Here is a 26,389-nt window from a genome sequence, read left to right as displayed (position 1 = left end):
GCATGACTGTGACCGCAACCACTCGCGAGCGTTGGGCTTGGGCGTTTTATGACTGGGCAAACTCGGCTTTTATCACCACGGTGATGGTGGCGTTTTTTCCCATTTTCTTTCGGGAGTATTGGGCTAATGACTTGCCATCGGAAGATATTACTTTGCACTTGGGGACGGCGAATGCGCTGGCGAGTTTGTCGATTATGTTACTCGCCCCGTTTTTGGGGACAGTAGCGGATCAGGGTGGAATTAAAAAGCCGATGATGGCGGGCTTCGTGACCTTGGGGGTATGTGCGACCTTGGGTTTGACTATGGTGGGGGAAAGCCAGTGGCAGTGGGCAATGTTTGCGTTTGTGCTGGCAGTGGTGGGTTTTTTGGGTGCGAATATTTTCTACGATGCGCTGTTGGTGGATGTGGCGGAGGAAAAAGATTTTAACCGCGTATCAGCGCTGGGTTATGCCTTAGGCTATTTGGGTGGCGGTTTGTTGTTTGCCTCGTGTGTATTGCTGACCTTGAAGCCGGAGTGGTTTGGGTTGGCGAATGACATTGCAGCGGTACGTTGGGCGTTTGGGGTGACGGCGGTGTGGTGGGCGCTGTTTTCGATTCCGTTGTGGTGGTGGGTGCGGGAACGTGCACCTGTGCAGGCAGTCCGCCCGCCGGTATTTACCTTGCTGCGGCAGTCGGTCGCGCAATTGCGGGATACGTTTCGGCATATCCGGCAGTTGCGGGTGGTGTGGCTGTTTTTGTTGGCGTATTGGTTTTACATCGACGGGGTGGATACGGTAATCCTCATGTCGGTGGATTACGGGAAGGCGTTGGGGTTTGCGAATGACAGTTTGATTACGGCATTGTTGATTACCCAATTTATTGCGTTTCCGGCGGCGTTGGCGTTTGGGTGGATTGGGAATCGGATTGGCGCGAAACGCGGTATTTTGGTGGGGCTGGCAGGGTATGTGGTGATTACGGTAATGGCTTCGCAGATGACGGATGCGCGGGAGTTTTATTTGCTGGCGGGTGCGGTCGGGTTGGTGCAGGGTGGGGTGCAGGCGTTGAGCCGTTCCTTGTATGCGAGTTTAATTCCGCAGGATCAGGCAGCGGAATTTTTTGGTTTTTACAATATGTTGGGTAAGTTTGCGGCGATTTTGGGGCCGTTGTTGGTGGCTTGGGTCGGGGCATTGACGAATTCACCCCGCTTAGGTTTGCTGGCAGTGTTGCTGCTGTTTGGGATTGGTGCTTGGCTATTGTGGAAAGTGCCGCGTCGGTAAGGGCACTTTCGGTAATTTCTTACTCAAGCGGTACACGGTTCGCGCTTGCCTTGTTGTGTTGCAGGGAGCGGTGCTTGTGCGGGGCGTGGTCTGCCGACACAATGCCCCATTTCGTCGTAATGGTAGATGAGTGAACCTTTTTGGATGCTGACGGTATTGGCAGTGAAGCCTTTGAGACCGTCTTCAGGCCAACGTCCGGGGGCGGATACAGATGTTATTTGTCTACCGTTATGGTCGTAAATATAAATTAACGTGCCTTTTTGAATAGCGTTACCGATACTCATGTGTGTTTCCTCGTCCTAGTGTGTTTTTATATTATGTGTATTCTGTGGTTAAGCCTCAGATGACGATCCTATCATAACATTGGACGGGTGGTGCTTTAAATCCGACGAACGTAGGGTTTCCCCTTGGGGATTTAATACTTTTAATCAGTGGGTGGCATTAGGGATGTTTTTATTATAAAATTAAATTATAAAAAATAATTTTTGATTAAAAATCGGTGGGCTTGTTTGTGTTTAATTATTATTATATTTCTGCCATCAGGATAGTGTTTTGGGCGTGGGTAGGGATTGCATTATTTTCGCTGGTGGGTGGACAACCTGTGTTCGCAGCGGGTTCAGATTTATTGATCAGCAAGCAGGTGAGTACTGTCACACCTCAGGCGGGTGAAACGTTCACGTATACCCTGCGTTACCGGTGCGCAAGTATGACCGAGCTGTATTGTGCAGCCCCTAGCATTACCGACACCGTGCCTGCTCCATTGAAAATTGTCAGTTATACCCCGATGGGGGGTAGTGTGGCAGCCGTCACTGTTGTCGATAAAACCGTAAGCTGGCGCTTAGCCACGCCGGTTGAGAGTTTGCCGGAAGGCGTGCCAGCCGATGGCTTAGCCGCAGGTTCGACGGGGATTCTCAAAGTACAGGTGAAATTTCCAACTTGTGGAAGTGCCGCACCGCCAGCCGTCGTCAGCAATGTGGCAAGCGCGGCGAGTGCTGGGGTAACGACGACTTCGATTGCACCGGATGTTAGCGTGCCAGCGGGAATTGATGCGCCATGCCCGACTCCACCACCTGCACCCAGCCCCGGTTTTACGAAAACAGGCAGCGCGGCTTTTGTACAGCCGGGTGGTTTGGAACGTTGGAGCGTGAATTTGCCCACTAGCACCAGTGCTTACACGGTAGTGGAAACGCTGCCAGCAGGAACGCAAGTGTTGCTGGCAACTGCGTCGAATACCCCTAAATTGATGAACTACCCGGAAGTGGATTGCAGTGCCACGGCTACGGGGGCGTTTCACCCCTTGAATTTGCCAGTCTCGGATTGGGCGGAAGCGGAATTCGCCGCAGGACGGGCGGGTAATTTGCACGATGCAGCGGGGAATCCGACCGGGTGTGTGTCAACGCGCTTGCCGTCGGGGATGTTGGTGACATCCATCAAGCGTTTGCGTTGGGCAGTGAGCGCGAACCTTGCCAAACAAACGCTGGATGTGCGGCTGGTGGTGGATGCGGATTATGTGGGTGATGGCTTGCGCAATTGCGTGGAATCGTCGTTGCATGGCATAAGCTGTGCGCCGCTGGTGCCAGTAGTGGGGCAGGGCGAGCCGATTTTGAGCCTTAGCAAAATTACTCCGACGGGCGGTGTGGTGTCACCGGATGGTTCGACGGTGGTGTATGCCGTACCCGCTTGGAAGCCAGTTGTCGCGCCTGCACCCGCCAGCAATGATTACGTCTATCGCGTCTCGTTGGCGGTGGATGAATTATCGGGAACCGGTACGCAATACCCGATTTTGGAAGATGTGTTGCCTGCGAGTTTGGATTATGTCACAGGGCAGGCGGGCAATTGGTGGCGAGTTGCCGTGCCGAGTAATGGGGTAACGACGGAACAAACGGCGTGTCAGATACCGCGTTTCAGCCGTACCGTGCAGGCGGATGGGCGGGTGAAATTGCGCTGGGAATTCCCCGGTTGTCAGTTGCCAGTGGGGTTGTCAGATACGGGCATGGCGGTGTATTTCAGTGCGAGAATTCGCCCCGGTGTGTTGGCGGGAACGGTTGTGACCAATGTGGCGCAGTTTTCGACGGGCGATTACCCGCAAGTGACGTGCGTAAACGGTGCGGATGCGGGCAAGACTGCGCGGGCATTTTGCCGTTCCAGCAATATGAATTTTAGTGTGCCGCAATTGACGACCTTGGATAGCGTGAAGTGGGTACAGGGTGAGCTGGACAGCGCATTGAGCCGTTTTCCGAATACGGGCAAGACGGGGTTGAACGGGGCGGGAACGTATGTGCTGGAAATTCGCAACACCGGCAATGTGACGAATACGCAAGTGGATGTGCGCGATGTTTTGCCCGTTGTGGGCGATACTGCGTTGGTAACAGGCGGAGCGCGTGGCTCGCAGTGGAGTTTGGTGCTGGCGGGTGAGATTAGCCTGCAACGGATTGCCAGTGATGGTGCGGTGACGGCATTGACGGCGGGTGAAGTGCCTGCTGGGGTGCAATACGCGGCAAATAATGCCGAATTTCAGTTTACGGCTGTGCCAAGTGGTGGTTTGCAGCCGGGGGAAAAGCTACGCATCACTGTGCCGGTGCGGCAATTAGCGAGTGAATCAACGCCTGCGAGTGGCAGCATTGCATGGAATAGCTTTGCCTATACAGCGAGTTATTACGATACCGTTACCAAAACCACTGAAACTTTGTTAACGACTGAGCCACCCAAAGTGGGGTTGGTGATGGTGGATACCGCAGCGGTGGCAGGCTTGAGTGGCACGGTGTGGTTTGATGACAATGGCGATAAGCAAAAAACAGCGGATGAAGCGGCAATCGAAGGCGTGACCGTGCGGGTGTATGACGGCGCAACGTTGGTGGCAGAAACGGTGACAGATGCTGCTGGGTATTACGCTATGTGGGGCTTGTCGCCTGATACGGTTTACCGCATTGCACTGGATAAGCCGGATAATTATTTGGCAGGTAATCCGCTGGCAGGAATACCGCTGCAAGGTATTGATGAAGCGCGTTCGGGCGCGGCGGGGAGCATGACGGCGGGTTATGATCTGGGTGTTACGCTGCCTGCATCCTTGGGCGATAGGGTGTGGTGGGATGCCAACGGTGATGGGGTGCAGGATGCCGATGAAACGGGAGTCGCGGGGGTGGCGGTGGCGTTGCATTCTGCTGATGGGGCGTTGGTGGCGAGTACTCAGACGAATGCGGCGGGGCTGTATGGGTTTGAGTCCGTGTTGCCCGGTGATTATTACTTGGTGTTTAGTGGTTTTCCTGCGGGGTATGTGCCAACTGCCAGTGGCATGAGTGGTAATCCGCAAACCGATAGTGATGCGGATGCGACCGGCAAAACGCCGGTGTTTGCGTTGGTGGCGGGCGCACACGCGAATTCGTGGGATTTGGGTTTGACCTTGCCCCAGCAAACCGATTTGAGTTTGAGCAAAAGCGTGAATAAGCCAGCGGTAAAGCGGGGTGAGGCGGTGGTGTATACGTTGGTGGTCAGCAATACGGGGGCGCATGACGCGAACGGCGTGCAAATTCACGATCTGTTGCCTGCTGGTTTGGCGTTCCAGAGTGCGAGTCCGTTGGGGGAATACGATCCGCTGACGGGGGTGTGGCAGGTGGGCTGGTTGGCTGCTGCGGGGCATCGGCAGTTACGGATTACGGCGCAGGTGCGATAAGACTATACTGCGGCGATGCAACATTCATTTCTTGATCGGTTTTCCCCTTACTTGCTGCTGGTACTGACGATTTCGTTCTGGGCGGGTAATTTTAATTTGGCACGGGCTATCCATGCCGACGTGCCGCCGTTGGGCTTGTCGTTTTGGCGTTGGGCGGTGGCGGCGTTGATTTTATTGCCGTTTGCGTGGGGTTCGATGCGAGTGGCGTTGCCGTTGGCGCGTGAGCATTGGCGGTTGGTGTTGGCGTTGGCGGTGCTGGGGATCGCGGGTTTCAACAGTCTGGTGTATGTCGGCTTGCAAACCACCACGGCAACGAATGGGGTATTGCTGCAATCGGTTACGCCGATCACGATGATTTTGTTGGCGGGCTTGGTGCTGCATGAAAAGAGTACGTTGGCGCAATGGTTGGGGATCGGGGTATCGTTGGTGGGCGTGTTGGTGATTATTACCAAGGCGGATTGGCAGGTGTTGCAGCAGTTGGCGTTCAATCGCGGCGATATGTGGATTGTATTGGCAACGTTGGATTGGTCGTTGTATACGGTGTTATTGCGTAAGTTGCCGCAAGGTTTGCGGGGAACGCCTATTTTGGGGTTTTCGATTACCTTGGGGGCGTTGGCGATTTTGCCACTGTATCTGTATGAAAGTTTCACGTTTCAGACCATGCCGTTCACAACGCTGAGTGTGGCGAGTGTTGCGTATGTGGCGGTGTTTCCGTCGTTGTTGGCATATATGTTTTGGAATCATGCCACGCAAAAGCTGGGCGTAAGTCGCACGGGGCAGTTTAGCCATTTGATGCCGGTGTTTGGGATTTTGTTGGCGACGTTGTTGCTGGGGGAACGCTTGCAGTTTTACCATGCAATCGGGATGATATTAGTAGCTGCTGGGATTTTGCTGGCAAACAAGAAAAGGATTTGATGTGGATAAGCAACGCATTGTGAAGATTTTTGCGGTATTGGGTGAGCCGACCGATAACCGCCCTTGGCGCGATTATTCTGGCTACGGGTTGACGGCGGCGGATGCGCCGACGCTGGTGGAGTTGGTGGCGGATAACAGTTTTGTGGAAAGCGATGGCGCGGATTATTGGGTGCCGTTGCATTCCTGGCGGGCGTTGTTGCATTTGATGCCTGCGGGGTTACATGAGCTGATCGGCATTTTCGACGTGGTGGCGGAAGACGATTGGGCGGTGGATGAAATTCCGACGGTCGTGGCGGCTGCTTGTGATGCGGCGTTGGATCCGCTGCTGGATTATGTATTGGATAAGCGTAACGATGAATTCGCGATTCCGTTGGCGTTGCAGTGTTTGGTGGAAACCGGCAAGCGCCACAGCAAGTTGCGTAAGCCGGTGATCGAACGCTTGGTATATGCCTTGAAGCATTCGGCAGCGCGGGATTATGGTTTGCGCGGGCTGATCGTGGCGGAATTGGTGGCGTTGCGTGCGGTGGAGGCGATGCCTGCGATTCGGGTGGCGTTTGCGGAAGATCAGGTGGATTGGACGGTCAGCGGTGATTTGGAAGATGTGGAGTTGGGCATGGGGTTGCGTACCAAGCGTGATACGCCACGTCCTAGCTACAAGGTGGAAGAGGACGACGCTGATGATGAAGACGAGGATGATGCGCCGCTGGTCGAACAGGTGATTCGTGCCGAGCCGAAGATTGGGCGCAATGAGCCTTGCCCGTGTGGTAGCGGGAAGAAATACAAAAAATGTTGTATGCAGTAAGGGGTTATCAAAATGGCTTACAGCGGTAACACCGGACTCACTCGTATCATTAAAGCAGCGCAATATTCATGGCAAGGTTTCCGTGCCGCCTATAAACACGAGGAAGCGTTTCGCCAAGAAGTGTGGGTTATGGCGTTGGCTTTCCCCTTGGCGTTATGGCTAGGCGACAATGGCGTAGAAAAGGCGTTAATGATAGGCAGCATTTTGCTTTTGCTGATTGTAGAGTTGTTGAATTCTGCGGTGGAAGCGGTGGTCGACCGTACCGGCATGGAGCGCCATAAACTTTCCGGGCGGGCGAAAGACATGGGTTCTGCAGCGGTAACAGTCGCCATTCTCAACGTCATTATCATTTGGGGCTTCATGCTTTCTTGATCTAAATCAATTTGAGTGCATTAGACGCACTATGCTCTGCTAGAGTGCGTGCTTTCACGCAGTATTAACGTTTTCTTAAGTGGTTTTTTACTGTATGCTTGCCGCCCATTACGGTGTTTTTATTTTTTCAATCTTGTTAATCCAGAGGGCAAACGATGGCTCATAGTGCTGCACTCTCTTCAGAGCAATACAACTATGATATCGTGAAGAAATTCGCGATAGCTTCGATCATCTGGGGTATCCTCGGCATGACTGCCGGTGTGTATATCGCGTCAGAATTGGCTTGGCCGTTTCTGAACTTCGATATTGCCCAGATCACTTTCGGACGTTTACGTCCGCTACACACCAGTGGTGTTATCTTCGGTTTCGGTGGTAATGCGCTGTTTGCAACTTCTTATTACATTGTGCAGCGTACTTGCCAAGCGCGTCTGACCGGTGGCACGTTCTGGCCTAACTTCACCTTCTGGGGTTGGAATCTGTCCGTGCTGATTGCTGGTTTGCTCTATCTGCAAGGTTACACACAAGGTCGCGAATACGCTGAACCAGTCTGGTTTATTGATATTGCGATTACAGTCGTTTGGGTGGTTTATTTCCTGATCTTCACCACTACGCTGATGCGTCGTAACCAACCGCATATTTATGTGGCTAACTGGTTCTTCATGTCATTTATTTTGGCTACTGCCCTGTTGCATATCTTCAATAACTTGGCCGTGCCAGTTAGTCTGACTTCTGCCGCGTCTTACAGTTTGTTCTCTGGTGCACAAGATGCGATGACGCAGTGGTGGTACGGTCACAATGCGGTAGGTTTCTTCCTGACAGCGGCATTCTTGGGGATGATGTATTATTTCGTGCCTAAGCAAGCAGGTCGTCCGATTTACTCTTACCGTTTGTCGATCATCCATTTCTGGGCGTTGAGCTTCATGTATATGTGGGTAGGTACTCACCATCTGCACTGGACGGCGATTCCTGACTGGACGTCTACACTGGCAGCGACCTTCTCCATTATGCTGTTGATGCCATCTTGGGGTGGTATGATCAACGGTATTATGACGCTTTCTGGCGCATGGGATAAATTGCGTACTGACCCGATCATGATGTTTATGATCACTGCGCTGTCGTTCTACGGTATGTCGACCTTTGAAGGCCCGATGATGTCGTTGAAGAGCGTTAACGCGCTGTCTCACTACACTGACTGGACCGTTGGTCACGTTCACTCCGGCGCTCTGGGCTGGGTAGCGATGATCTCGATTGCATCTTTCTATCACATGATCCCGCGTCTGTGGAATACCACGCTGTACAGCACACAATTGGTTTACACGCACTTCTTCTTGGCAACCATCGGTACTATTCTGTACATTACAGCATTGTGGGTAGCAGGTATCGGTCAAGGCTTGATGCTGCGTGCGTTCGATGAGTATGGCAACTTGGCGTACACCTTCGTTGAAACCGTGGCATTCATGCACGGCCCGTATGTTGCGCGTGCACTGGGTGGCTTGTTCTTCCTGTCTGGCATGATCATCATGGCTTACAACATTTACATGACCATTGCGCGTGCAAAGCAGGAATCCAGTGTTCCAGCGACTGCGGCGACTCAGGCATAATCAGGGAGAGTTGAGATATGTTTAAACACGAAAGTATCGAAACCAATTCGGGGCTGTTGATTGTCCTGACCCTGGTTGCTATTAGTATCGGTGGTCTGGTGGAAATCGTTCCATTGCACTATATCAATGAGACGGTGGAAGATGTAAAAGATCCAGAGACGGGCTTTGAGGTCGTGCGTCCTTATACGCCGCTGGAGCAACGTGGTCGTGATCTTTACATCCGCGAAGGCTGCTACACCTGCCACTCCCAGATGATTCGCCCGTTCCGTGATGAAGACCTGCGCTATGGTCACTATTCACTGGCGGCTGAATCCAAGTACGATCACCCTTTCCAATGGGGTTCCAAGCGTACTGGCCCGGATTTGGCGCGTGTCGGTGGCAAGTATTCTAACGAATGGCAAGTTCAGCATTTAATTGCACCGCGTTCGGTTGTGCCTGAATCCATTATGCCTAACTACCCTTGGTTGCAAACCACGGATCTGGATTTGTCAGATCTTCAGGGGCGTATGATCGCATTGAAGCGTGTGGGTGTGCCTTACTCACAAACCACGGTTGAATACGAAGATAACGTGAAGCGATTTGGTGAAGAGGTTGCTAAGAAACTCGACATCAATCAAGCAGAAGCCAACCTGATGGCACAGGCTAAAGCAGGTAACTACGATGGTAATCCGAACAACATCAGTGAGATGGATGCCTTGGTTGCTTACCTACAAGTACTGGGTACGATGGTTGACTTTAAAAAGTTTGATGAAGACCACTTCATTCAATTCCGTTAATTTTCTGTGCTACTGGATAGTGGCCTCTGTTGACAAAGTGAGGATCAAATGCTGACAGACTTCTGGACATGGATCTTGGATCTAGGTAACAGCAAGACGGTTGCGTTGCTGATCTTTTTTACGACGTTCGTCGGCATCGTCATCTACGTTTATTCCAGTCGTAAGCGTAGCGAAAGGCTCGAATCCTATCGCTACCTGCCGATGATGGATGAAGATGAAGCAGACAGACGTGTGAAAGCAGCAGAGGCGGCTTCCCAATCAAAAGGTGAGAAATAGTTATGGCTACTCCTGTTAAAGATCCACTGACCGGCGCAGAAACTACTGGTCACGTTTGGGATGATACGCTGCAAGAATTTAATAACCCGCTGCCACGTTGGTGGTTGTGGACATTCTACGGCACAATCATTTTTACTATTGTGTATTGGATCATGTACCCATCATGGCCGATCGGTAATACCTATCTGAAAGGTATTGGTAACGACATTACCTATAAGACTGATGCGGGTGAAGAGAAAACCACCCACTGGAACATGCGTGCGCTGTTAGCCCATGACATGCAAAACGGTGAGTCAGCGGTCAAGCAGCAAGAATACCTCGCCAAGGTTGGCGCGGCATCTTATGAGCAGATTGCGCAAGACCCGGATATGTCTTCCTTCGTGCGTTCTTATGGCGTGGGGATGTTCGGTGACAACTGTGCCGCTTGCCACCAGTCTGGTGGTCAAGGTGTGGTTGGTATGTACCCTAATCTGGTGGATGACGATTGGTTGTGGGGTGGTGACACCACGGCAATGGAAAATACCCTTCGTTATGGTCGTATGGGTTACATGCCTGCTTACAGTAAGACATTTAATGAAGCGCAGTTGAACCAAGTGGCTAACTATGTGTTAACACTGTCTGGTGAATCTGCTGTGGATGCTGCTGCCGCTGCTGAAGGTCAAAAAATCTTCCAAGGTGAAAAAGGTGGTTGTTACATGTGCCATACCAGCGAAGGCAAGGGTATGCACGCTCAAGGTGCTCCTAACCTGACTGACAAAATCTGGACGGTAGCTAATTTGCCAGCAGCAGAAACTTCTGAAGCTAAATTGGAAGCAGTGAAAGCGGTTATCCATAACGGTGTTAAACCCCAAATGCCTGCCTTCGGTAAAGACGGTCGTAACTTGTCTGATACTGAAATCAAAGTATTGGTTGCTTACCTGCAACAGATGTCCGCTGGTGCTGGCACGCAGTAAGGCAAGCTGTTTTCAGGTATGATAGGGGCCGGATTCGTTCCGGCCTTTTTGCGTCATGAATTTTTTACTACACACGATTTCCACATGAAGATTCGCGAAAATTACTCCCTGAAAGCACTCAATACCTTTGGGTTAGCAGCCAAAGCCCGTTATTTCTGTACCTTGCACAAGCTGAGCGGGGTACGTACCCTCATGGCTTGGCAACAGGAACACCCTGAGTTGCCACTGTTATTTCTGGGTGGCGGCAGCAATATGCTGTTCGTTAATGATTACCCCGGCTTAGTGGTGCAAGTGCGCTTGGAAACCTTAGAGGTGTTAGGGCAGGATGAAAATTACCATTATGTACGGGCGGGAGCGGGCAATAACTGGCACGAATTTGTGCAATGGACTATCGCGCAAGGCTTTGCCGGGCTGGAAAATTTATCGTTGATTCCGGGAACGGTTGGGGCAGCGCCGATGCAGAATATTGGCGCTTATGGCGTAGAGTTGAAGGATCATGTGTATGAAGTACAAGCCTTAGACTGGCGCACCGCAGAAATCCGCGATTTTAGTGCCGAACAGTGCCGTTTTGCGTACCGTGATAGCTACTTCAAATCGGTAGAGCCGGATCGTTGGTTGATTGTCGCCGTGGTATTTCGTTTGCCGCGCCAGCCGCAGTGGAAAATTGACTATGCTGGCGTGAAAGAGCAGTTGGACGGGAAAACGTTAAACGCACGTTTGATCAGCGATGCCATTATCCAGATTCGCCAAAGCAAATTGCCGAACCCTGCTGAGATTGGTAATGCGGGCAGTTTTTTCAAGAATCCGCTGATTGCACCAGTGCAATGGGCGACACTCAAAGCGCAATTCCCTGAGATACCCGGCTGGCCGCAGCACGATCAGGTCAAAACTTCAGCGGGTTGGTTGATTGACCAGTGTGGTTGGAAAGGTAAACGTGACGGTGACGCAGGCACTTACGCCAAACACGCTTTGGTCTTGGTGAATCATGGCAACGCCACGGGTGCAGAGGTGTGGAATTTTGCCCAAGCGATTATTGCCTCGGTACAGGATAAGTTTGGGATTACCTTAGAGCCGGAACCACGGGTGATCTGAAATACCCCCTCGCCCCTTGAGGGAGAGGGGGCTAGGGGGTGAGGGGTTCTTTCAACCATTGCTCGACGACCTTGAGCAGTTCCTCTTGTTTAACAGGTTTTGCCAGATAATCATCCATACCCATTTTCAGGCAGCGCTCGCGGTCGCCTTTGAGGGCATTGGCAGTCATGGCAATCACTGGAATATGCTGCTTGAATATGCCTTCTTTTTGCCATTTGCGGATATAGCGGGTAGCCGTGTAACCATCCATTTCCGGCATATTAATATCCATCAGCACGAGTTTGTAGGGGCGGTTACGTAGGGCTTTCAGTGCTAATTTACCCGTCGTGACGTGATCGACTGGAATATTGAGTTTTTCCAGCATCGTGACCGCAATCAGGGCATTGACGGAGTTGTCTTCCGCTAACAAAATCGCTGGCTCGACCGATGCTACGGATTTCAAGACGATATTGGGGAACGGCAGTGTGGTGGATGGCGTCGGTTTGGGTTGATCATTGAGCGCGTGCCGCCGGATGGTATCCAGTAATACATCCCGCAAGGTGATGGAACGCACCGGTTTGGTAACGGCAGCTTGCACGCCCGCTTGTTGTTGTTTTTCGAGTGAAATGCCGTAAGAGGTGAGCATGACAATCGGGGTTTGGGCGTGACGGTTATCCGTGCGGATGGTTTTTGCTAGGGCGATGCCATCCATTTGCGGCATAAACCAGTCGAGCAGCATAAGGTCGATCGGTTTTTGCTGGGTGATGGATTCTTCGAGTTTGTGCAAGGCATCATGCCCATTGCTGACGATAATGGCTTCAGCTTTCCAGGCTTGCAGGTAGTTTTCCAGAATTCGCCGGTTGGTTTCATTATCGTCCACGACCAGAATCCGGCGACCTTCTAAGTGGTGGCTGGTGTTATCCCATGCATGATTTTCGGTGACGGGGAAAGCGATTTCAAACCAGAAGGTTGTGCCTTGACCGGGAACGCTTTCCAGCCCAATGCGCCCACCCATCATTTCGGCAAACTCGCGTACAATGGTTAACCCCAGACCCGTACCGCCGTAACGCCGGTTAATGGAGGCATCGACTTGCACAAACGATTCAAACACACTTTTTTGCATGGCAAGGGGAATGCCGATGCCAGTATCGCGGACTTCAAAGCGTAGTACGGCTTTGTTATCACGGATTTCCAGTAATTCCAAGCCGGTATACACTTCGCCGCGTTCGGTAAATTTGACGGCATTGCCAACCAGGTTCATTAGCATTTGCCGTAAGCGGGCGGGGTCGCCTTTGACGCGCTCAGGAATGTTTTCGGGAATGTAACACTGAACTTCGAGATTTTTTTCCTGCGCCATCGTTGACATAATGCCGCTGATGTTTTCCACCAATTCACGCGGGGAAAACTCGATAATTTCCAGTTCAATACCCCCTGCTTTGAGCTTGGAAAAATCCAGAATATTGTTAATCACATCCAGCATAACTTCGCAGGAGGCATACGCGGTATCGACGAATAATTTCTGACGCGCATCCAGTGTCGTATCTTTCACGATTTCAAGGGAACCCAATATACCGTGTATTGGGGTGCGCAGTTCGTGGCTCATATTCGCCATGAAGCGGGTTTTTTGTTCGGATTTGTGTAAGGCTTCGATACGTTGTTCGGTTTCCGTTTTGAGGTCGTCGTACAATTTGCGCATTTCCTGCGACGACACCTCAAGCGAGCGTTCCAGCAAATATTGCGCGTCACTCGTGCCGGTGTAGGAGAGGTCAATTTGGTGTAGAAAGTTTTGCCATTTGTTCTGGTCGTCCGGCAAACCGTGCTGAAGTAATCCGCAGCGCTTCAATTGTTTTTGTAAACGCTTGTGGAGGGGTTTAACTTCCTTCATACATCACCGTTAAGGTCATGGTTTCGTTGTGCAGACAGCAATACCCACCGAGTGCAGTGGGTGCTAATTCACCGTAGGAGTAAAACCCAAGCTGTTGACTACCGGCAGGAAGATTTTCGAGCGTGGCTTCTAATTCTTGGTCAGCGTCATCGCCCATGACGAGTTTGCGCCCAGAGCAACTGATGGTGAGCGCGAATACCGGCGTCTTGGGCGGTAGACGATCCGCTAAGCTACGCGCCGCTATTTCTGCACCGTCCAGCAAATTATCAAAACTGCCATACATCAATTGTGTGCTATAGCCTTGTGGAATATCGGCTACAAACCCCAGGCTGTCATCCGCTTCATTGATGGATACCACGGTACGCACCATGTAGTGATCTTTGGTTTGGTTCCAGATAGCCAAGGGAAAGTGTAAGGCGGTCGCGGGTAAGTTAGCCGCGTGTTCCCCAAGGTATTCTTTATAGAGTTGTAGGGCAGGGCGACCATCAATTTCATACAGGGTCTTGCCTGCTGAACGGGTAATGACACGTTCAGGGCCAAAAGGCTTGAAGCCGTCGCGGGCATAGCTGGTAAAAACCAGCTCTTTTCCATAAAAACCAACGCCGGAGACACGTCGTGAAGCTGCTTGTCCTTGGTGAAAGATCCAAGTGGAGGCAAATTGCATCTTGTCACTGGCTAAACCGCCGACGATGGTAACGTTGCTTTCATTAACAACCGACGCTAAGCCACTAATTAATTCACTGCCATTGGTGTTAAGGCCATCGGTTAGAATAAGAATCCCTTTAAGATCAGGTCTATTGAGGGATTTAGCAATTTGTTCACCGGCTTGAAATGAATGGTCTGAATGCGCTAGTTCCGCACTGGCAAAGGCTAGGTGGGTTGTTTTAAAACGAATAATGCCTACCACTAGGGCATTTTCCAGTAAATGTTCGTTGAAAACACCAGCAACAGTAGAACAGCCTGTGATCACTGCCAGTGGATAGTGAGCATGTAATTGTTCTATAGTGCTTTGATATTGCTTGCTATCGGGAGGGCTGAATATCAACACCAAGGTTTGAGGTGAGTCAACATCCGGTAAGGGTTTATGCCACCCTGTTGCCTGTGTAAAAAAACTTAGCGTAACTTGCACGGTTGTTTCCCCCGAATGTGCGTCGTCATTATTTTGATAGATTTTATTTGTTCGAAATAATATCACGAGATGACCCTTGATGGTTCTACCATTTGTCGGAACAGTTGAACCTGAGTAACGCTGTGGCTATACTTTCACAATCATCTCTTTATGGAATTCTCAGTCTTCTTGACTACTACAACCACTGCTGCAACGGAAAGTGACAGGCACACCGTTCAATTTGAGCTTGAACCTGCAAATACTGAGCGTTTAATGAACTTGTGTGGTCAATTTGACCAGCACTTGCGTCAATTAGAGCATCGCTTGGGCGTTGAACTGAGCAATCGCGGTAATTTGTTCCAGATTACCGGAACGCCGCTGACTACACAGTTAACCATCAATCTACTGCACGACCTTTATCGCGAAACGGCGGAAACGGTTCTTAGCCCGGAAAGCATTCATCTGTTCCTGCAAGAAGCCAATCTCGACAAGGTGCAAGCCAATACCGGCGACGATGTGCGCATCCGCACCAAGCGCGGTTACATTAAACCCAAAGGTTTGGCGCAAAGTCAGTACATCCAGAATATCCGCACCCACGATGTTACGTTTGGCATCGGTCCCGCCGGTACGGGTAAGACTTGGCTGGCAGTTGCCTGTGCGGTCGAAGCCTTGGAACGTGATGAGGTGCGGCGTTTGGTGCTGGTGCGCCCGGCGGTGGAAGCAGGCGAGCGACTAGGTTTCTTGCCCGGTGACTTGTCGCAAAAAATCGACCCGTATTTACGCCCGATGTATGACGCTTTGTACGAAATGTTAGGGGTCGAAAAAGTCAATAAGCTGATTGAGCGCAATGTCATTGAAGTCGCACCCTTGGCTTATATGCGTGGGCGTACCTTGAATGATGCGTTTATTTTGCTGGATGAAGCGCAAAACACCACCACAGAACAAATGAAAATGTTTCTGACCCGCTTGGGGTTTTGCTCTTCTGCCGTGATCACGGGTGACATTACCCAGATTGACTTGCCGCGCCATCAAACCTCCGGTTTGCGCCAGGCGGCGGAAATTCTGGAAGGTGTCAAAGGCATCAGCTTTAACTGGTTTAGCGGGCGTGACGTGGTGCGGCACAAACTGGTGCAAAAGATTGTGGCGGCGTATGAAGGTTTTGAGCGGGATCGTAGCGCATGAGCCTAGAACTCGATATTCAAAACCCAGAAGCTTACACAGCCATTCCTGCTGAAGCGGATTTATTGCGTTGGGCGCAAGCCGCATGGTCGGCAGATGCAGCAGCCGGTGTGGTCGTGCGTATCGTTAATGAAGCCGAAAGTCAGGAACTTAACCGCGCTTATCGCGGCAAAGATTACCCGACGAATGTATTGTCGTTTCCTTACGATGCGCCGCCGATTCCAGAGGATGACGATGACATTGAATACCTCGGTGATCTGGTTATTTGCCTGCCTGTGGTCGAACGTGAAGCCGCCGCGCAAGGCAAAACCGCGACCCAACATTGGGCACATTTATTGATACACGGTTTATTGCATTTACAAGGTTATGACCATATAACAGACACCGAAGCCGAGGAAATGGAGGGCTTAGAAACCACTATCCTTAGCAAACTCGGCTTTCCCGATCCTTATCACTAACTCACAGAGGAACAATGAAAACTGACATAGGTGACTCGCGACCTCGACCGCGATGGAAACAATGGCTGATTCACAAACTTGATCTTACTTCCCAAAGTCGGGAGGATTTGATCGACGACTTACAACGGGCTAACGAAAAAAACCTCCTGCCGGGCGAAACGGTGGGGATGTTGCAAGGGGTATTGGAATTTGGTGCGCTCCAAGTACGCGACATCATGGTTCCGCGTTCACAAATCAACTTTATCTACCACGAAGATAATTTCACTGAAATTCTTGCCCGCATTGCTGAAACTGAACACTCGCGCTATCCCGTGGTGGATGAAGACCGCGATGATTTGGTGGGGGTATTGCTGGCAAAAGACTTGCTCAAATACAGCGGGCGTGAAGCAGATTTCAAAATTGATGACATTATCCGCCCCGCTTTAATTGTCCCCGAAAGTCAGCGTTTGAACCGCTTGCTGACCGAGTTCCGCAAAACCCGCAACCACATGGCGGTGGTCATTGACGAATACGCGGGTATTTCCGGTTTGGTAACGTTTGAAGACGTGCTGGAACAGATTGTCGGGGACATCGACGATGAGCACGATGATGAGGAAGACATTTCCACCAATATTCAACCGCAAGGTGACGGGCGTTTCATTGTGGAAGCCATGACGCCGATTGATGAATTCAATGAGACCGTGGGAACGGCATTCGACACCGAGGAATTCGATACCATTGCGGGGATTGTGATCCATGAGTTGGGTAAAATTCCGCGTCAGGGTGAAGAAGTGGTGTTAATGGGCTGGCTGTTCCGGGTATTGCGCAGCGATTCGCGGCGTATTTTGTTGCTGGAAGTGCTGCCCCAGACGGAAAATTCATGTTCTGAGGAAGTGCCTGCGTTATAATCCGCTCACATTTTGCTGTGCTGGATATTCCAATAATGCTGTCTTTTCGTAATTCTAGTCATTCCCTTTCAAAATTTGACTACCTGCTGGCCTTGCTGGCAGGTTTATCCGTCGCTTTGGCGTTTGCGCCTATCGAATGGCGTGCGTTTGCATTTTTTGCACCCGCCGTATTGTTCTGGCTGAATCTCAAACCGATGCCAACTAAGCAACGTTTGTGGCTGGCGTGGGTGTTCGGGGTGGGGCTATTTGCCGGTGGTGCACACTGGATTTATGTCAGTATCCACTTTTTCGGCGGGGCAAACTCTTTCATCGCGGCTTTTATGGTGGCCATTTTTGTGGTGATTATGGCGCTGTTCTTGCTGGTGTTTGGCTGGTTAGCGGGGTACGTCGCACATTTGCCACAAGCGGTGCGTTTATTGGTGGCATTTCCGGCGATTTGGGTATTGACCGAATGGTTTCGCGGTTGGTTTTTAACGGGTTTTCCTTGGTTACAATTGGGTAGCAGTCAGATTGATACTTGGTTGGCACATTATGCACCCATCACAGGGGTGTTAGGGGTCAGTTGGCTGGTGGCTTTGGGTGCGGGTGTGTTGGTGTTGCTGGTGTTGGGAACCCAGCGTGAACGTATTATTGCCGGTGTATTGGCGTTGGTGACGGTAGCCGGTGGGTTTGGCTTAGGGCAGGTGCGTTGGACAGTTCCAGCCGGAGAGCCGTTATTTGTCAGTATGTTACAAGGCAATGTTGATCAATTAACCAAGTGGTCACGCGAATTCCGTAATGACAATATCCAAGCTTATCTGGATTTGATGGATGGGGATAAGTACCCAAATGTCGAAACCTCGCATCTGGTGATTTGGCCGGAAACAGCACTTGCCGATTTTTTCCCGCAGTCTTTGGATGTGATGTTACCGTTACAGGATTGGGCGCGTGAGGCGAAAGCCGATTTATTGGTCGGTGGTTTCCATGTAAATCGCGATACCGAAGCGGTGTATAACGCGATTATGGCAGTGGGTGGTGAGCGTGATGTGGAAGTTTCCATCAATACGGGGGAGCATGTGTATGCTAAACAACACCTTGTGCCGTTCAGCGAATACATTCCCTTGCTGGATTACCTGCGCTTTTTGGAACATATCGTCAAATTGCCGGTGGGCAATATAACGGCGTGGGAAGGCACCAATACCCTTACGGTGGCAGGTCAGCCGATGCGCATGTCGGTGTGCTACGAAGATGCGTTTGCGGAAGAAATGATTGCCGGATTGCCGGAAGCGACCATGTTGGTGAATGTCAGCAATGACGGTTGGTTTACCGGCTCAATTGAACCCGCACAACACGCGGAAATTGCGCGGATGCGGGCGTTGGAAACTGGGCGCTATTTGTTGCGGGCTACCAATAACGGGGTTAGCGCGATTATTGATGAAAAGGGTAAAGTGACCGCCACTGCTGAGCCGCGTATTGCCACCGTGATCAGTGGTTATGCCACACCGATGCAAGGGGCAACCCCTTATGTGCGAGTTGGCAATTGGCTGATTATTCCATTGATGTTTATACTGTTGGGTGTTCCGTTGCTATTCTTGCGCGGCAGATTTTATTAAAAGAGGAACACCGATGCTAACAACTACTCTTGCGCGTGCTTTGGCGGGCGTTACTTTGTGTACGGCTGTCATGCTCAGTTTGCCCGCTCAGGCGGGAAAAACCTTGGATACCATTAAGTCCCGTGATCAATTGGTGTGCGGTGTGAACGTGGCACTGGCGGGTTTTTCCTCCGCTGATAGCGAAGGCAAGTGGAGCGGGATGGATGTGGATTATTGTAAAGCACTGGCCGCAGCGGTATTGGGCGATGCCAGCAAGGTGAAATACGTGCCGTTGAACGCACAACAGCGTTTTACCGCCTTACAATCGGGCGAAATTGACATTTTGTCACGCAATACGACCTGGACATTGACCCGTGATGCGTCGCTGGGGGCAAACTTTGTCGGCACGATTTATTACGATGGGCAAGGTTTCATGGTGAAAAAAGAGCTGAAAGTTGCCAGTGCCAAGGAACTCGATGGCGCAACGGTATGTGTGCAATCTGGCACTACGACTGAAAAAAACCTGACCGACTTTGCCCGTGCCAATAAGTTGGATATTAAACCGCTGGTGTTTGAAAAGAATGAAGCTGCCACGGGTGCTTACCACAGTGGGCGTTGCGAAGCGTATACCACCGATGCTTCCGGTTTGGCGGCGGAACGTACCATTGCGAAAAATCCCGATGAACACCTGATTTTGCCGGAAATTATTTCCAAAGAACCGTTGGGGCCGTTGGTACGGCGGGGTGATGATGAGTTTTTTGCAATCAGCAAGTGGGTGCTGAATGCGTTGATCGAAGGCGAAGAATACGGGCTTACCCAAACGAATTTGGATGAAAAGAAAACCAGCGATGACCCCAATATCCAGCGTATTCTTGGCACGGCTGAAAATATGGGTACATTGTTGGGTCTGGATAAGGAATGGGCGTACCGTGCCTTGAAAGCGACTGGCAATTACGGTGAGATTTTCGAGCGCAATGTCGGTAAAAATTCCCCGCTGAAACTGGAGCGCGGCTTGAATAAGCTGTGGAATCAGGGCGGGATTATGTACGCGCCGCCGATTCGTTAAACGTGTTCATGACCTTCTGGCGCAACCAAAAAATACGCGGCTGGCTCTACCAGCTTGCCGCGTTGCTGCTAGTGGCGTTGTGCATCGCCATCCTTGCTGACAATACGCTGGAAAACATGCGTACCCGTGGTATCCAAAGCGGTTTCGGTTTTCTCGCACAACCTGCCGGATTTGACATCAGCGAAAGCCTGTTTGGGTTTGAGTCGACGCAACCTTATTGGAAAGCTTTCCTTACCGGCTTGGGTAATACCCTAAAAGTTGCCGTCATTGGCATTATTCTCACTACTATCCTCGGCGTATTGCTGGGGGTAGGGCGCTTTTCCCAGAATATCTTGATCCGTGGCTTATGCCTGACGTATGTGGAAATCTTCCGCAATATCCCGCTGCTGTTGCAATTGCTGCTGTGGTATCTGTTATTGGTTGAGTTTTTGCCGACTGCGCGGGAAGCCGAACCTTTTCTTGGTATGTTTCTCACCAAAGCAGGCTTAACCTTGCCTTGGTTTGGGGATATGCCGGTTAAAGCCGGGTTTGGTATTAAAGGTGGCATTAATGTTTCGCCGGAATTTCTGGCGTTATTGTTGGGTCTGGTGCTTTATACTGCTGCCTTTATTGCGGAAATCGTGCGCAGTGGCATTGCCTCCGTACCGCGTGGACAGCATGAGGCTGCAATGGCACTGGGTTTGAGTCGGGGGCAGGCCATGCGTTTGATTCAGTTGCCGCAAGCGTTGCGGGTGATTATTCCACCGTTGACCAATCAGTATTTGAATTTGACCAAAAACTCTTCGCTCGCAGTGGCGGTGGGCTACCCGGATCTGGTGTCGATTGCGAATACCTCGATCAATCAGACGGGGCGGGCGGTGGAGTGTATCGCGGTGATTATGGCGGTTTACCTGACGCTTTCGTTGCTCACCTCGGTATTCATGAATGCTTACAATCGCCGTGCGGCGATTAAGGAGCGTTAGGCAATGGCATGGTTACGCGCCAATTTGTTTAACAATACGTTCAATAGTGCGGTAACGCTCCTATTGGGAATGCTGTTGGTCTACGCAGTGTCGCACCTGTGGGGTTGGGGTATCCATCATGCGGTGTGGGCAGCCGATGCGGCGCAATGCAATACGGCGCGTGGTACGGGCGCGTGTTGGGGTGTGGTCACAGAAAAGTATCGCGTGATTATTTTCGGGCGTTACCCGTTTGAGGAGCAGTGGCGACCGTTCGCGGCGACTTTGTTGCTGATGGCATTATTGCTGGCAAGCTGTATGCGGATATTTTGGAAACCCTGGTTGGCGGCGTTGTGGCTGGGGGTGTTGGCGGTATTTTTCACCCTGATGCATGGCGGTGTCTTTGGTCTGAGTGTGGTGACAACCGATCAATGGGGTGGTTTGCCGTTGACCATTTTGCTGGCTTCGTTGTCGGTGGTGGGGGCTTTTCCGCTGGCGGTGCTGTTGGCGTTAGGGCGATTGTCTGATCTGCCCGTGATTCGTAGCTTGTGTACGGTGTATGTGGAATTGATCCGGGGTGTGCCGCTGATTTCGGTGCTGTTCATGGCATCGTTCCTGTTTCCGCTGTTTATGCCGGAAGGTTTCTCGATTGATGTGCTGCTGCGGGTATTGGTGGCAATGACGTTGTTTGCGGCGGCGTATCTGGCGGAAGTGATTCGCGGTGGTTTGCAGGCGATTCCGCGTGGGCAGTACGAGGCGGCATCCTCGTTGGGGCTGACTTACTGGCAGATGCAGCGCAAGATTATTTTGCCGCAAGCCTTGGCAACCGTCGTGCCGGGCATCATGAATAACTTCATTTCGACCTTCAAAGATACCTCGTTGGTGACGATTGTGAGCCTGTACGAACTGACTGGCTCGCTGGATCTCGCCGTGAACAGCGACCCGAACTGGATGCCGTACAAGCTGGAAGGGTATCTGTTTATCGCTGCGATTTATTTCGTGTTTTGTTTCAGCTTGTCGCGCTACAGCCAATGGGTGGAACGGCAGGTGAACCGGGGGAAGGTGCATTAAATGTCTGACTACATGATCGAATTCGCCAAAGTCAACAAATGGTACGGCAACCAGTTCCACGTCCTGCGTGACATCGACTTGCAGGTACGCAGAGGCGAGCGCATCGTCATTTGCGGTCCTTCCGGTTCGGGTAAATCCACCCTGATCCGCTGCATCAACCGCTTGGAAGCCCATCAGCAGGGTAAGTTGATGGTGGATGGCTTGGAACTCAGCGATGACGTGAAAGTGTTACACGAAGTGCGCCGTAAAGTCGGTATGGTATTCCAGCAATTCAACCTGTTCCCGCATTTAACCGTGCTGGAAAACCTCACGCTTGCGCCGATTCAGGTCAACAAACTCTCCAAAGCCGAGGCGGAAGAGCGGGCAATGGTGCAACTACAGCGTGTACAAATTGCCGAGCAAGCCCACAAATACCCGTTGCAACTCTCCGGCGGACAGCAACAGCGCGTCGCCATTGCCCGCACTTTGTGCTTAACCCCGCAAGTATTGCTGTTCGACGAACCCACCTCTGCACTTGACCCGGAAATGATCAAGGAAGTGCTGGATGTCATGACCGAACTCGCCGAACAGGGCATTACCATGCTGTGCGTCACCCACGAAATGGGTTTCGCGAAGTCCGTTGCTGACCGCGTGATCTTCATGGATGCGGGGCAGATTGTGGAAGAAAATAACCCGCACGATTTTTTCAATCGCCCGCGTAACGAACGCACGCAGGCATTTTTGGTGAAAATATTGGTACATTAAACCCAATGGTTAGAAAAGCTAACCCATTGGTTTAGAAATTATAGCTTGCTCACTGCACCGAAAACACTTACTATTTGTTGCATTGCAGCATAGGTGATTCAGAAGACTCTCTCCTCCTCCTAGCTTCTGGATCATTTGCAAGCGCCCACAGCGCACGGACATTGAGGGATTCTCTCCTCCTCCTCTCTCTCCTCGTGTTCTTGCTGTGGGCGTCTCTTTCTAAGAGGTTTATTGCAAGCAAGCCAACAATGACAGCGTGATTCTAGCCGTTGCTCCCCACAAAATTTCCCCATCGTATTCCTGAAAGTACACAATCGGTATCGGTTCTGGCACGTCGGTTAAGTGTCGGTAACGTATTTGGTGGTGTTGTGGTTGTGCCAGCCAAGTTAACGGAATGGTGAAAGCACGAGCAACTTCCTGCGGGCTAAGCACCAGTTCATAAGGCCAGGGTACACGGGCAACGGTTGGCACAATCAGAAAGCGGCTTACGCTGTGATGCGGGTTGAGTTGCCCCAAAATATCAACATCTTGCGGCAAAATACCGATTTCTTCGTGTGCCTCACGTAATGCGGTGGCAGTCAGGTCGGTATCTTCCGGGTCACGTTTGCCCCCGGCAAAGGCGACCTGCCCACTGTGATAATCGCGCACCGATTCGGGGCGGCGGATAAACAGCAAGTGCCATGCATTGTCCATCCGCACAAACGGCACTAACACCCCGGCTTCGCGACACGCATCCAACGCCACATCATGGGTTGTGGCACCACGTTGTTGTAAACGCTGGCTAATGTCGCTTGCTGTCAGTTGGTCAATGCCGTTCATGGTGGTGGCTGCATTAGGCGCTGACCGAATACCCGCGCAGGCGGTGTGCAAATTGTTCCAATGCCGCAATGCCGGTTTTTTCTGCATTACTGATCCATTCTTGTACTGCTTCCAGCCGTGCTTCCTGGCTTTGCGTGGTGCGTTCCCACAATTGATGCAGGCGCTGCTGGTAAAGATACACGGTTTGTAGGGCTTGGCTTTCGGCGAGCACGGCTTGGTGACGCAATTCTGATTTGGTCACGGGCTTGATGACTTGCTGGGCAAAGTTTGACAGCACTTGCAAGCGATTGCCGAGCACAGCGGTCACGGTGTCAAAGTCTACGGTCAGTTTGTTAGGATTAATACGGATGCGTGGGGCAACTTTGCGCACTTTCGCCATGCCCAATATTTCTAAAATGCGGATGTAGAACCAGCCAATATCGAATTCATACCAGCGGCTGGAAAGCCGTGCGGAAGAGGCGAATGCATGGTGGTTGTTATGCAGTTCTTCGCCGCCGATTAAAATGCCGATCGGGGAAATATTGGTGGAAGCATCGGTGGTGTTCCAGTTACGATAGCCCCAGAAATGCGCCAGACCGTTAATAACACCGGCTGCCCAGAAGGGAATCCACAGCATTTGTACTGCCCAGACCAATACGCCGGGCAAACCGAATAACACCACATCAATGACTAACATCAGTACAATTCCCAGCCATGAATGCGGCGTATAAAGATGCCGTTCCAACCAGTCGTCCGGTGTGCCTTTGCCGTATTTTTCGAGCGTTTCCTGATTTTTGGCTTCTTGTTTGTAGAGCAATGCACCTTTCCACAAGACGGTGTTGATGCCACGGGTTTGTGGGCTGTGCGGGTCTTCGGGCGTTTCACATTTGGCGTGGTGTTTGCGGTGGATAGCGACCCATTCGCGGGTAACAGTGCCGGTGGTTAGCCATAACCAAAAGCGGAAAAAGTGGGAGGGAATGAACCCTAAATCCAGCGCACGGTGCGCTTGGGTGCGGTGTAGAAAAATAGTGACCGCTGCGATGGTAATATGAGTTAAACCCAGTGTGACGAGTACTAATTGCCATCCGCTTAATGTCGACAGTAAACCCATACGATTTATCCCTCCTCTATTATGATAAGGAATACTCTACTACATTCACCCTTTATAGATACAGGGTTTACCCAAGGATTCATGATGCAAGCTTTACTTATTGTGGCGCACGGCAGTCGCCGTACTCAATCGAATGACGAAATCCGCGCACTTGCCGCTAAAGTCGGCGAACAGCCGGGTACGAATTACGCTTACGTGAGCAGTGCTTTTCTGGAGTTGGCAGAACCGTCCATTCCCGACGGTATCCAGCAATGCATTGATCAGGGCGCAACGGTTGTTACCATTATGCCATTTTTTCTGTCAGCCGGTCGGCATGTGGTCACGGATGTGCCTGAATTGGTACAGGCTAAACAACGCGAAAACCCCCAAGTAAGGATTCGTATGGCACCGTACTTGGGGGTGTCGGGTTTGATGCCGAGTCTGATTTTGCAATCTGCGCAAACTGCGTGTGAGTGCAAGGGGGCTAACTGCACTTACCCGGCGTGTATCACGGGCTAAGGTAGCTCCAGCCTTCTTCTTGGAGGGCAATAATCCGGGCAATCCCTGCTTGGGTTTCTTCGACACCATCGAGCAATACCGGGCGTGTGCCACTGGATGCTTCCACGGTATCCAAGGTATTGCCACAAGCGGTGAAGGTGACGTTTTGCATCATTAGGCTCTCCACGCGCTTGAGAAACGCACTTTTTTCGGTGACTAACCAAACGCCGGGGCCATAGGCAACCACTTCTATTTCGATGCCATCCATACCGTAATGTTTTTGCAGATTGACGATGTTAGACAGCAGATGATCCTGAAAGTCTTCTTCCCGTTTGTTGACCTGAATCACTAAGCGGCGCGTGTCGTTACTAGTGGCTTCACTTTCAGCAGCTTTTGGGGCTGCATCTGTAGCGGTTACGGCAGAAAAAGGTACGCTCAATAAAGCAATTGCCACCATGCTGGCAGCAAGAAATGGTTTTAATATCATCTGTTAATTTCCTCCTAATGGAGCGCTCACTATAACAAATGGTATAAATCAGGGTTTGAGAAAACTCAAAAAAGCAGTGAATAAGGAAGGAAAAGGTGGTAGGAGAAAAGTAGGAGCACGCTCCAGAAAATCGTGGAAGACTTCGACCTTGAACCAGGGGTTCAAGTGGGTGCGGCGAATGGCTTTCAGGCTTACCGTCGGGCGGTCATGCACACCAAGCCATTACAACCACTCCCGGGGTAAGAAATTAGGCTCAAGGATAATACCCATCTTCTCACGAGTCCCCCAGAGGTGCTCTTGTTGATCATAGTATTACATTTATTGAGTAAGGGGAAGAATTGACAAGTGCTTAAGCTTTGTGCTTATCAAGTGCCGTATCCAAGCGTTGCTGTATTTTTTGCAAATGTTCCAGTGTTGCCGGGTCGGGTGATGCGTTGTTGTGGTGCTGCTTGCCGTGCATGAGTTCGTGGGCAAGATTGAGGGCAACCATGACGGCAATGCGGTCACTGCCCAACACTTTGCCGGAATCACGGATTTTGCGCATTTCCCGGTCGACCCGGCGCGAAGAGGCAATCAGGGCATCCTGTTCACCTAGCGGGCAGGCGACCATATAATCTTTGTCGAGAATGCGAACACTGACGGGTTGGATGTTTTTTTCCATATGGCTTATGCCCCGGTTGCGGTTGGCTGGGTTTTCAGGCGCTGTATCAGGGCTTCCAGTTGATTGCTGGCTTTATCATGGCGGCTACGCAATGCCTGACATTCTTGAGCAAGGGTTTTTTCCTGCTTTTTCAAGTCAGCATTTTCAGTCGCCAATTTTTCAACGAGACTCAAGAGACGCTCCATCCGTTGTTCGATGGCGTCGAGTTGAGTTTGCAGTGTCAGGTCGGGGGCTTTTGTATTCATACGCTAATGGT

General features: G+C 51.3%; 26 protein-coding genes, 1 other RNA gene and 1 pseudogene. 19 read left to right on the top strand and 9 right to left on the bottom strand.

Annotated features, from left to right (window positions below; translation table 11 throughout):
* Positions 1-2: 2 nt before the first annotated feature.
* A complete protein-coding gene (locus tag L2Y54_RS16340; RefSeq protein ID WP_236497678.1) occupies positions 3-1,256 on the top strand; it encodes an MFS transporter in 1,254 nt (417 codons plus the stop codon).
* Positions 1,257-1,279: 23 nt separating this feature from the next.
* On the opposite strand, the gene L2Y54_RS16335 is transcribed toward L2Y54_RS16340, so the two are convergent.
* Positions 1,280-1,540: a hypothetical protein gene (locus L2Y54_RS16335; protein ID WP_236497676.1), complete on the bottom strand. Its 261-nt coding sequence runs from the start codon at positions 1,538-1,540 to the stop codon at positions 1,280-1,282.
* Positions 1,541-1,767: 227 nt separating this feature from the next.
* Here L2Y54_RS16335 and L2Y54_RS16330 point away from each other — a divergent pair, with 227 nt between their 5' ends.
* The 9 genes and pseudogenes from L2Y54_RS16330 (at position 1,768) to murB (ending at position 11,713) form a co-directional block, all read left to right on the top strand.
* Positions 1,768-4,926, top strand: a complete 3,159-nt coding sequence (locus L2Y54_RS16330) for an SdrD B-like domain-containing protein (protein ID WP_236497674.1) — start codon at positions 1,768-1,770, stop codon at positions 4,924-4,926.
* Positions 4,927-4,941: 15 nt separating this feature from the next.
* Positions 4,942-5,841, top strand: a complete 900-nt coding sequence (locus L2Y54_RS16325) for a DMT family transporter (RefSeq protein ID WP_236497672.1) — start codon at positions 4,942-4,944, stop codon at positions 5,839-5,841.
* Positions 5,842-6,538: 697 nt separating this feature from the next.
* Positions 6,539-6,643 (top strand): annotated as a pseudogene (locus tag L2Y54_RS21925) (SEC-C metal-binding domain-containing protein); the annotation flags it as partial.
* 12 nt (positions 6,644-6,655) lie between these two features.
* Positions 6,656-7,015, top strand: coding sequence for a diacylglycerol kinase (locus L2Y54_RS16315; RefSeq protein ID WP_236497671.1), 360 nt, complete (start codon positions 6,656-6,658; stop codon positions 7,013-7,015).
* 155 nt (positions 7,016-7,170) lie between these two features.
* Entirely contained in the window at positions 7,171-8,616 is a 1,446-nt protein-coding gene (gene ccoN, locus L2Y54_RS16310) for a cytochrome-c oxidase, cbb3-type subunit I (RefSeq protein WP_236497669.1), read from the top strand.
* Between the two features lie 17 nt (positions 8,617-8,633).
* A complete protein-coding gene (ccoO, locus tag L2Y54_RS16305) occupies positions 8,634-9,392 on the top strand; it encodes a cytochrome-c oxidase, cbb3-type subunit II (RefSeq protein ID WP_236497668.1) in 759 nt (252 codons plus the stop codon).
* Positions 9,393-9,440: 48 nt separating this feature from the next.
* Positions 9,441-9,668: a cbb3-type cytochrome oxidase subunit 3 gene (locus tag L2Y54_RS16300; RefSeq protein ID WP_236497666.1), complete on the top strand. Its 228-nt coding sequence runs from the start codon at positions 9,441-9,443 to the stop codon at positions 9,666-9,668.
* A gap of 2 nt (positions 9,669-9,670) precedes the next feature.
* Entirely contained in the window at positions 9,671-10,621 is a 951-nt protein-coding gene (ccoP, locus tag L2Y54_RS16295) for a cytochrome-c oxidase, cbb3-type subunit III (RefSeq protein WP_236497665.1), read from the top strand.
* A gap of 84 nt (positions 10,622-10,705) precedes the next feature.
* Entirely contained in the window at positions 10,706-11,713 is a 1,008-nt protein-coding gene (gene murB, locus L2Y54_RS16290) for a UDP-N-acetylmuramate dehydrogenase (RefSeq protein WP_236497663.1), read from the top strand.
* 31 nt (positions 11,714-11,744) lie between these two features.
* Here the strand turns inward: murB and L2Y54_RS16285 are convergent, their stop codons facing one another.
* Complete coding sequence (locus tag L2Y54_RS16285) at positions 11,745-13,577, bottom strand: response regulator (protein WP_236497662.1); 1,833 nt, start codon at positions 13,575-13,577, stop codon at positions 11,745-11,747.
* Entirely contained in the window at positions 13,564-14,706 is a 1,143-nt protein-coding gene (locus tag L2Y54_RS16280) for an FIST signal transduction protein (RefSeq protein WP_236497660.1), read from the bottom strand. Before L2Y54_RS16280 ends, L2Y54_RS16285 begins: the two co-directional genes overlap by 14 nt.
* Before the next feature lie 252 nt (positions 14,707-14,958).
* On the opposite strand from L2Y54_RS16280, the gene L2Y54_RS16275 reads away from it, so the two are divergent.
* Genes L2Y54_RS16275 through L2Y54_RS16240 form a run of 8 tightly spaced genes read left to right on the top strand, consistent with a single transcriptional unit; the run spans position 14,959 to position 22,599 of the window.
* Positions 14,959-15,867: a PhoH family protein gene (locus L2Y54_RS16275; RefSeq protein WP_236497658.1), complete on the top strand. Its 909-nt coding sequence runs from the start codon at positions 14,959-14,961 to the stop codon at positions 15,865-15,867.
* The gene (gene ybeY / locus L2Y54_RS16270) at positions 15,864-16,322 is read left to right on the top strand and encodes an rRNA maturation RNase YbeY (RefSeq protein ID WP_236497656.1); all 459 of its coding nucleotides are present in this window, start codon (positions 15,864-15,866) and stop codon (positions 16,320-16,322) included. The genes L2Y54_RS16275 and ybeY overlap by 4 nt, the downstream gene beginning before the upstream one ends.
* A gap of 14 nt (positions 16,323-16,336) precedes the next feature.
* Entirely contained in the window at positions 16,337-17,209 is an 873-nt protein-coding gene (locus L2Y54_RS16265) for an HlyC/CorC family transporter (protein WP_236497655.1), read from the top strand.
* 35 nt (positions 17,210-17,244) lie between these two features.
* Positions 17,245-18,801 carry an apolipoprotein N-acyltransferase gene (gene lnt / locus L2Y54_RS16260; protein ID WP_236497653.1) on the top strand — a complete coding sequence of 519 codons (1,557 nt, stop codon included), beginning with the start codon at positions 17,245-17,247 and terminating at the stop codon, positions 18,799-18,801.
* 13 nt (positions 18,802-18,814) lie between these two features.
* Positions 18,815-19,846 carry an amino acid ABC transporter substrate-binding protein gene (locus tag L2Y54_RS16255; RefSeq protein WP_236497651.1) on the top strand — a complete coding sequence of 344 codons (1,032 nt, stop codon included), beginning with the start codon at positions 18,815-18,817 and terminating at the stop codon, positions 19,844-19,846.
* The gene (locus L2Y54_RS16250) at positions 19,804-20,808 is read left to right on the top strand and encodes an amino acid ABC transporter permease (RefSeq protein ID WP_236497650.1); all 1,005 of its coding nucleotides are present in this window, start codon (positions 19,804-19,806) and stop codon (positions 20,806-20,808) included. Before L2Y54_RS16255 ends, L2Y54_RS16250 begins: the two co-directional genes overlap by 43 nt.
* 3 nt (positions 20,809-20,811) lie before the next feature.
* Positions 20,812-21,855, top strand: a complete 1,044-nt coding sequence (locus L2Y54_RS16245) for an amino acid ABC transporter permease (RefSeq protein WP_236497648.1) — start codon at positions 20,812-20,814, stop codon at positions 21,853-21,855.
* Entirely contained in the window at positions 21,856-22,599 is a 744-nt protein-coding gene (locus tag L2Y54_RS16240; protein ID WP_479688083.1) for an amino acid ABC transporter ATP-binding protein, read from the top strand.
* 228 nt (positions 22,600-22,827) lie between these two features.
* On the opposite strand, the gene L2Y54_RS16235 is transcribed toward L2Y54_RS16240, so the two are convergent.
* Together L2Y54_RS16235 and L2Y54_RS16230 are read right to left on the bottom strand one after the other, a co-directional pair.
* Complete coding sequence (locus L2Y54_RS16235; RefSeq protein ID WP_236497646.1) at positions 22,828-23,505, bottom strand: NUDIX hydrolase; 678 nt, start codon at positions 23,503-23,505, stop codon at positions 22,828-22,830.
* Positions 23,432-24,508: a DesA family fatty acid desaturase gene (locus L2Y54_RS16230; RefSeq protein ID WP_311196199.1), complete on the bottom strand. Its 1,077-nt coding sequence runs from the start codon at positions 24,506-24,508 to the stop codon at positions 23,432-23,434. The genes L2Y54_RS16235 and L2Y54_RS16230 overlap by 74 nt, the downstream gene beginning before the upstream one ends.
* 81 nt (positions 24,509-24,589) lie before the next feature.
* Here L2Y54_RS16230 and L2Y54_RS16225 point away from each other — a divergent pair, with 81 nt between their 5' ends.
* Positions 24,590-25,006 (top strand): sirohydrochlorin chelatase, encoded by a 417-nt coding sequence (locus tag L2Y54_RS16225; protein ID WP_236497644.1) that lies wholly within the window; start codon positions 24,590-24,592, stop codon positions 25,004-25,006.
* On the opposite strand, the gene L2Y54_RS16220 is transcribed toward L2Y54_RS16225, so the two are convergent.
* The 4 genes from L2Y54_RS16220 to L2Y54_RS16205 all read right to left on the bottom strand — a co-directional run bounded on the left by L2Y54_RS16220 (position 24,996) and on the right by L2Y54_RS16205 (position 26,378).
* Positions 24,996-25,472, bottom strand: a complete 477-nt coding sequence (locus L2Y54_RS16220) for a DsrE family protein (RefSeq protein ID WP_236497643.1) — start codon at positions 25,470-25,472, stop codon at positions 24,996-24,998. The two genes, L2Y54_RS16225 and L2Y54_RS16220, sit on opposite strands and share 11 nt — an antisense overlap.
* 115 nt (positions 25,473-25,587) lie before the next feature.
* Positions 25,588-25,767, bottom strand: a non-coding RNA gene (gene ssrS / locus L2Y54_RS16215) — 6S RNA.
* Positions 25,768-25,821: 54 nt separating this feature from the next.
* Positions 25,822-26,133: a cell division protein ZapA gene (locus L2Y54_RS16210; RefSeq protein WP_236497642.1), complete on the bottom strand. Its 312-nt coding sequence runs from the start codon at positions 26,131-26,133 to the stop codon at positions 25,822-25,824.
* A 5-nt stretch (positions 26,134-26,138) separates the two neighbouring features.
* Positions 26,139-26,378, bottom strand: coding sequence for a hypothetical protein (locus L2Y54_RS16205; RefSeq protein WP_236497641.1), 240 nt, complete (start codon positions 26,376-26,378; stop codon positions 26,139-26,141).
* Positions 26,379-26,389 lie beyond the last annotated feature (11 nt).

This window comes from Thiothrix winogradskyi, from assembly GCF_021650935.1.
GTDB classification, from domain to species: domain Bacteria; phylum Pseudomonadota; class Gammaproteobacteria; order Thiotrichales; family Thiotrichaceae; genus Thiothrix; species Thiothrix winogradskyi.
The sequence above is the reverse complement of the archived record's forward strand: the minus strand, read 5'-3'. Positions and strand labels throughout refer to the sequence as shown.

Coding starts and splice junctions, on each gene's coding strand:
- L2Y54_RS16340 (WP_236497678.1), top strand. CDS start 3: ATGACTGTGACCGCAACCACTCGCGAGCGTTGGGCTTGGGCGTTTTAT.
- L2Y54_RS16335 (WP_236497676.1), bottom strand. CDS start 1,540: ATGAGTATCGGTAACGCTATTCAAAAAGGCACGTTAATTTATATTTAC.
- L2Y54_RS16325 (WP_236497672.1), top strand. CDS start 4,942: ATGCAACATTCATTTCTTGATCGGTTTTCCCCTTACTTGCTGCTGGTA.
- L2Y54_RS16315 (WP_236497671.1), top strand. CDS start 6,656: ATGGCTTACAGCGGTAACACCGGACTCACTCGTATCATTAAAGCAGCG.
- ccoN (WP_236497669.1), top strand. CDS start 7,171: ATGGCTCATAGTGCTGCACTCTCTTCAGAGCAATACAACTATGATATC.
- ccoO (WP_236497668.1), top strand. CDS start 8,634: ATGTTTAAACACGAAAGTATCGAAACCAATTCGGGGCTGTTGATTGTC.
- L2Y54_RS16300 (WP_236497666.1), top strand. CDS start 9,441: ATGCTGACAGACTTCTGGACATGGATCTTGGATCTAGGTAACAGCAAG.
- ccoP (WP_236497665.1), top strand. CDS start 9,671: ATGGCTACTCCTGTTAAAGATCCACTGACCGGCGCAGAAACTACTGGT.
- murB (WP_236497663.1), top strand. CDS start 10,706: ATGAAGATTCGCGAAAATTACTCCCTGAAAGCACTCAATACCTTTGGG.
- L2Y54_RS16285 (WP_236497662.1), bottom strand. CDS start 13,577: ATGAAGGAAGTTAAACCCCTCCACAAGCGTTTACAAAAACAATTGAAG.
- L2Y54_RS16275 (WP_236497658.1), top strand. CDS start 14,959: ATGAACTTGTGTGGTCAATTTGACCAGCACTTGCGTCAATTAGAGCAT.
- ybeY (WP_236497656.1), top strand. CDS start 15,864: ATGAGCCTAGAACTCGATATTCAAAACCCAGAAGCTTACACAGCCATT.
- L2Y54_RS16265 (WP_236497655.1), top strand. CDS start 16,337: ATGAAAACTGACATAGGTGACTCGCGACCTCGACCGCGATGGAAACAA.
- lnt (WP_236497653.1), top strand. CDS start 17,245: ATGCTGTCTTTTCGTAATTCTAGTCATTCCCTTTCAAAATTTGACTAC.
- L2Y54_RS16255 (WP_236497651.1), top strand. CDS start 18,815: ATGCTAACAACTACTCTTGCGCGTGCTTTGGCGGGCGTTACTTTGTGT.
- L2Y54_RS16245 (WP_236497648.1), top strand. CDS start 20,812: ATGGCATGGTTACGCGCCAATTTGTTTAACAATACGTTCAATAGTGCG.
- L2Y54_RS16240 (WP_479688083.1), top strand. CDS start 21,856: ATGTCTGACTACATGATCGAATTCGCCAAAGTCAACAAATGGTACGGC.
- L2Y54_RS16235 (WP_236497646.1), bottom strand. CDS start 23,505: ATGCAGAAAAAACCGGCATTGCGGCATTGGAACAATTTGCACACCGCC.
- L2Y54_RS16230 (WP_311196199.1), bottom strand. CDS start 24,508: ATGGGTTTACTGTCGACATTAAGCGGATGGCAATTAGTACTCGTCACA.
- L2Y54_RS16225 (WP_236497644.1), top strand. CDS start 24,590: ATGATGCAAGCTTTACTTATTGTGGCGCACGGCAGTCGCCGTACTCAA.
- L2Y54_RS16220 (WP_236497643.1), bottom strand. CDS start 25,472: ATGATATTAAAACCATTTCTTGCTGCCAGCATGGTGGCAATTGCTTTA.
- L2Y54_RS16210 (WP_236497642.1), bottom strand. CDS start 26,133: ATGGAAAAAAACATCCAACCCGTCAGTGTTCGCATTCTCGACAAAGAT.
- L2Y54_RS16205 (WP_236497641.1), bottom strand. CDS start 26,378: ATGAATACAAAAGCCCCCGACCTGACACTGCAAACTCAACTCGACGCC.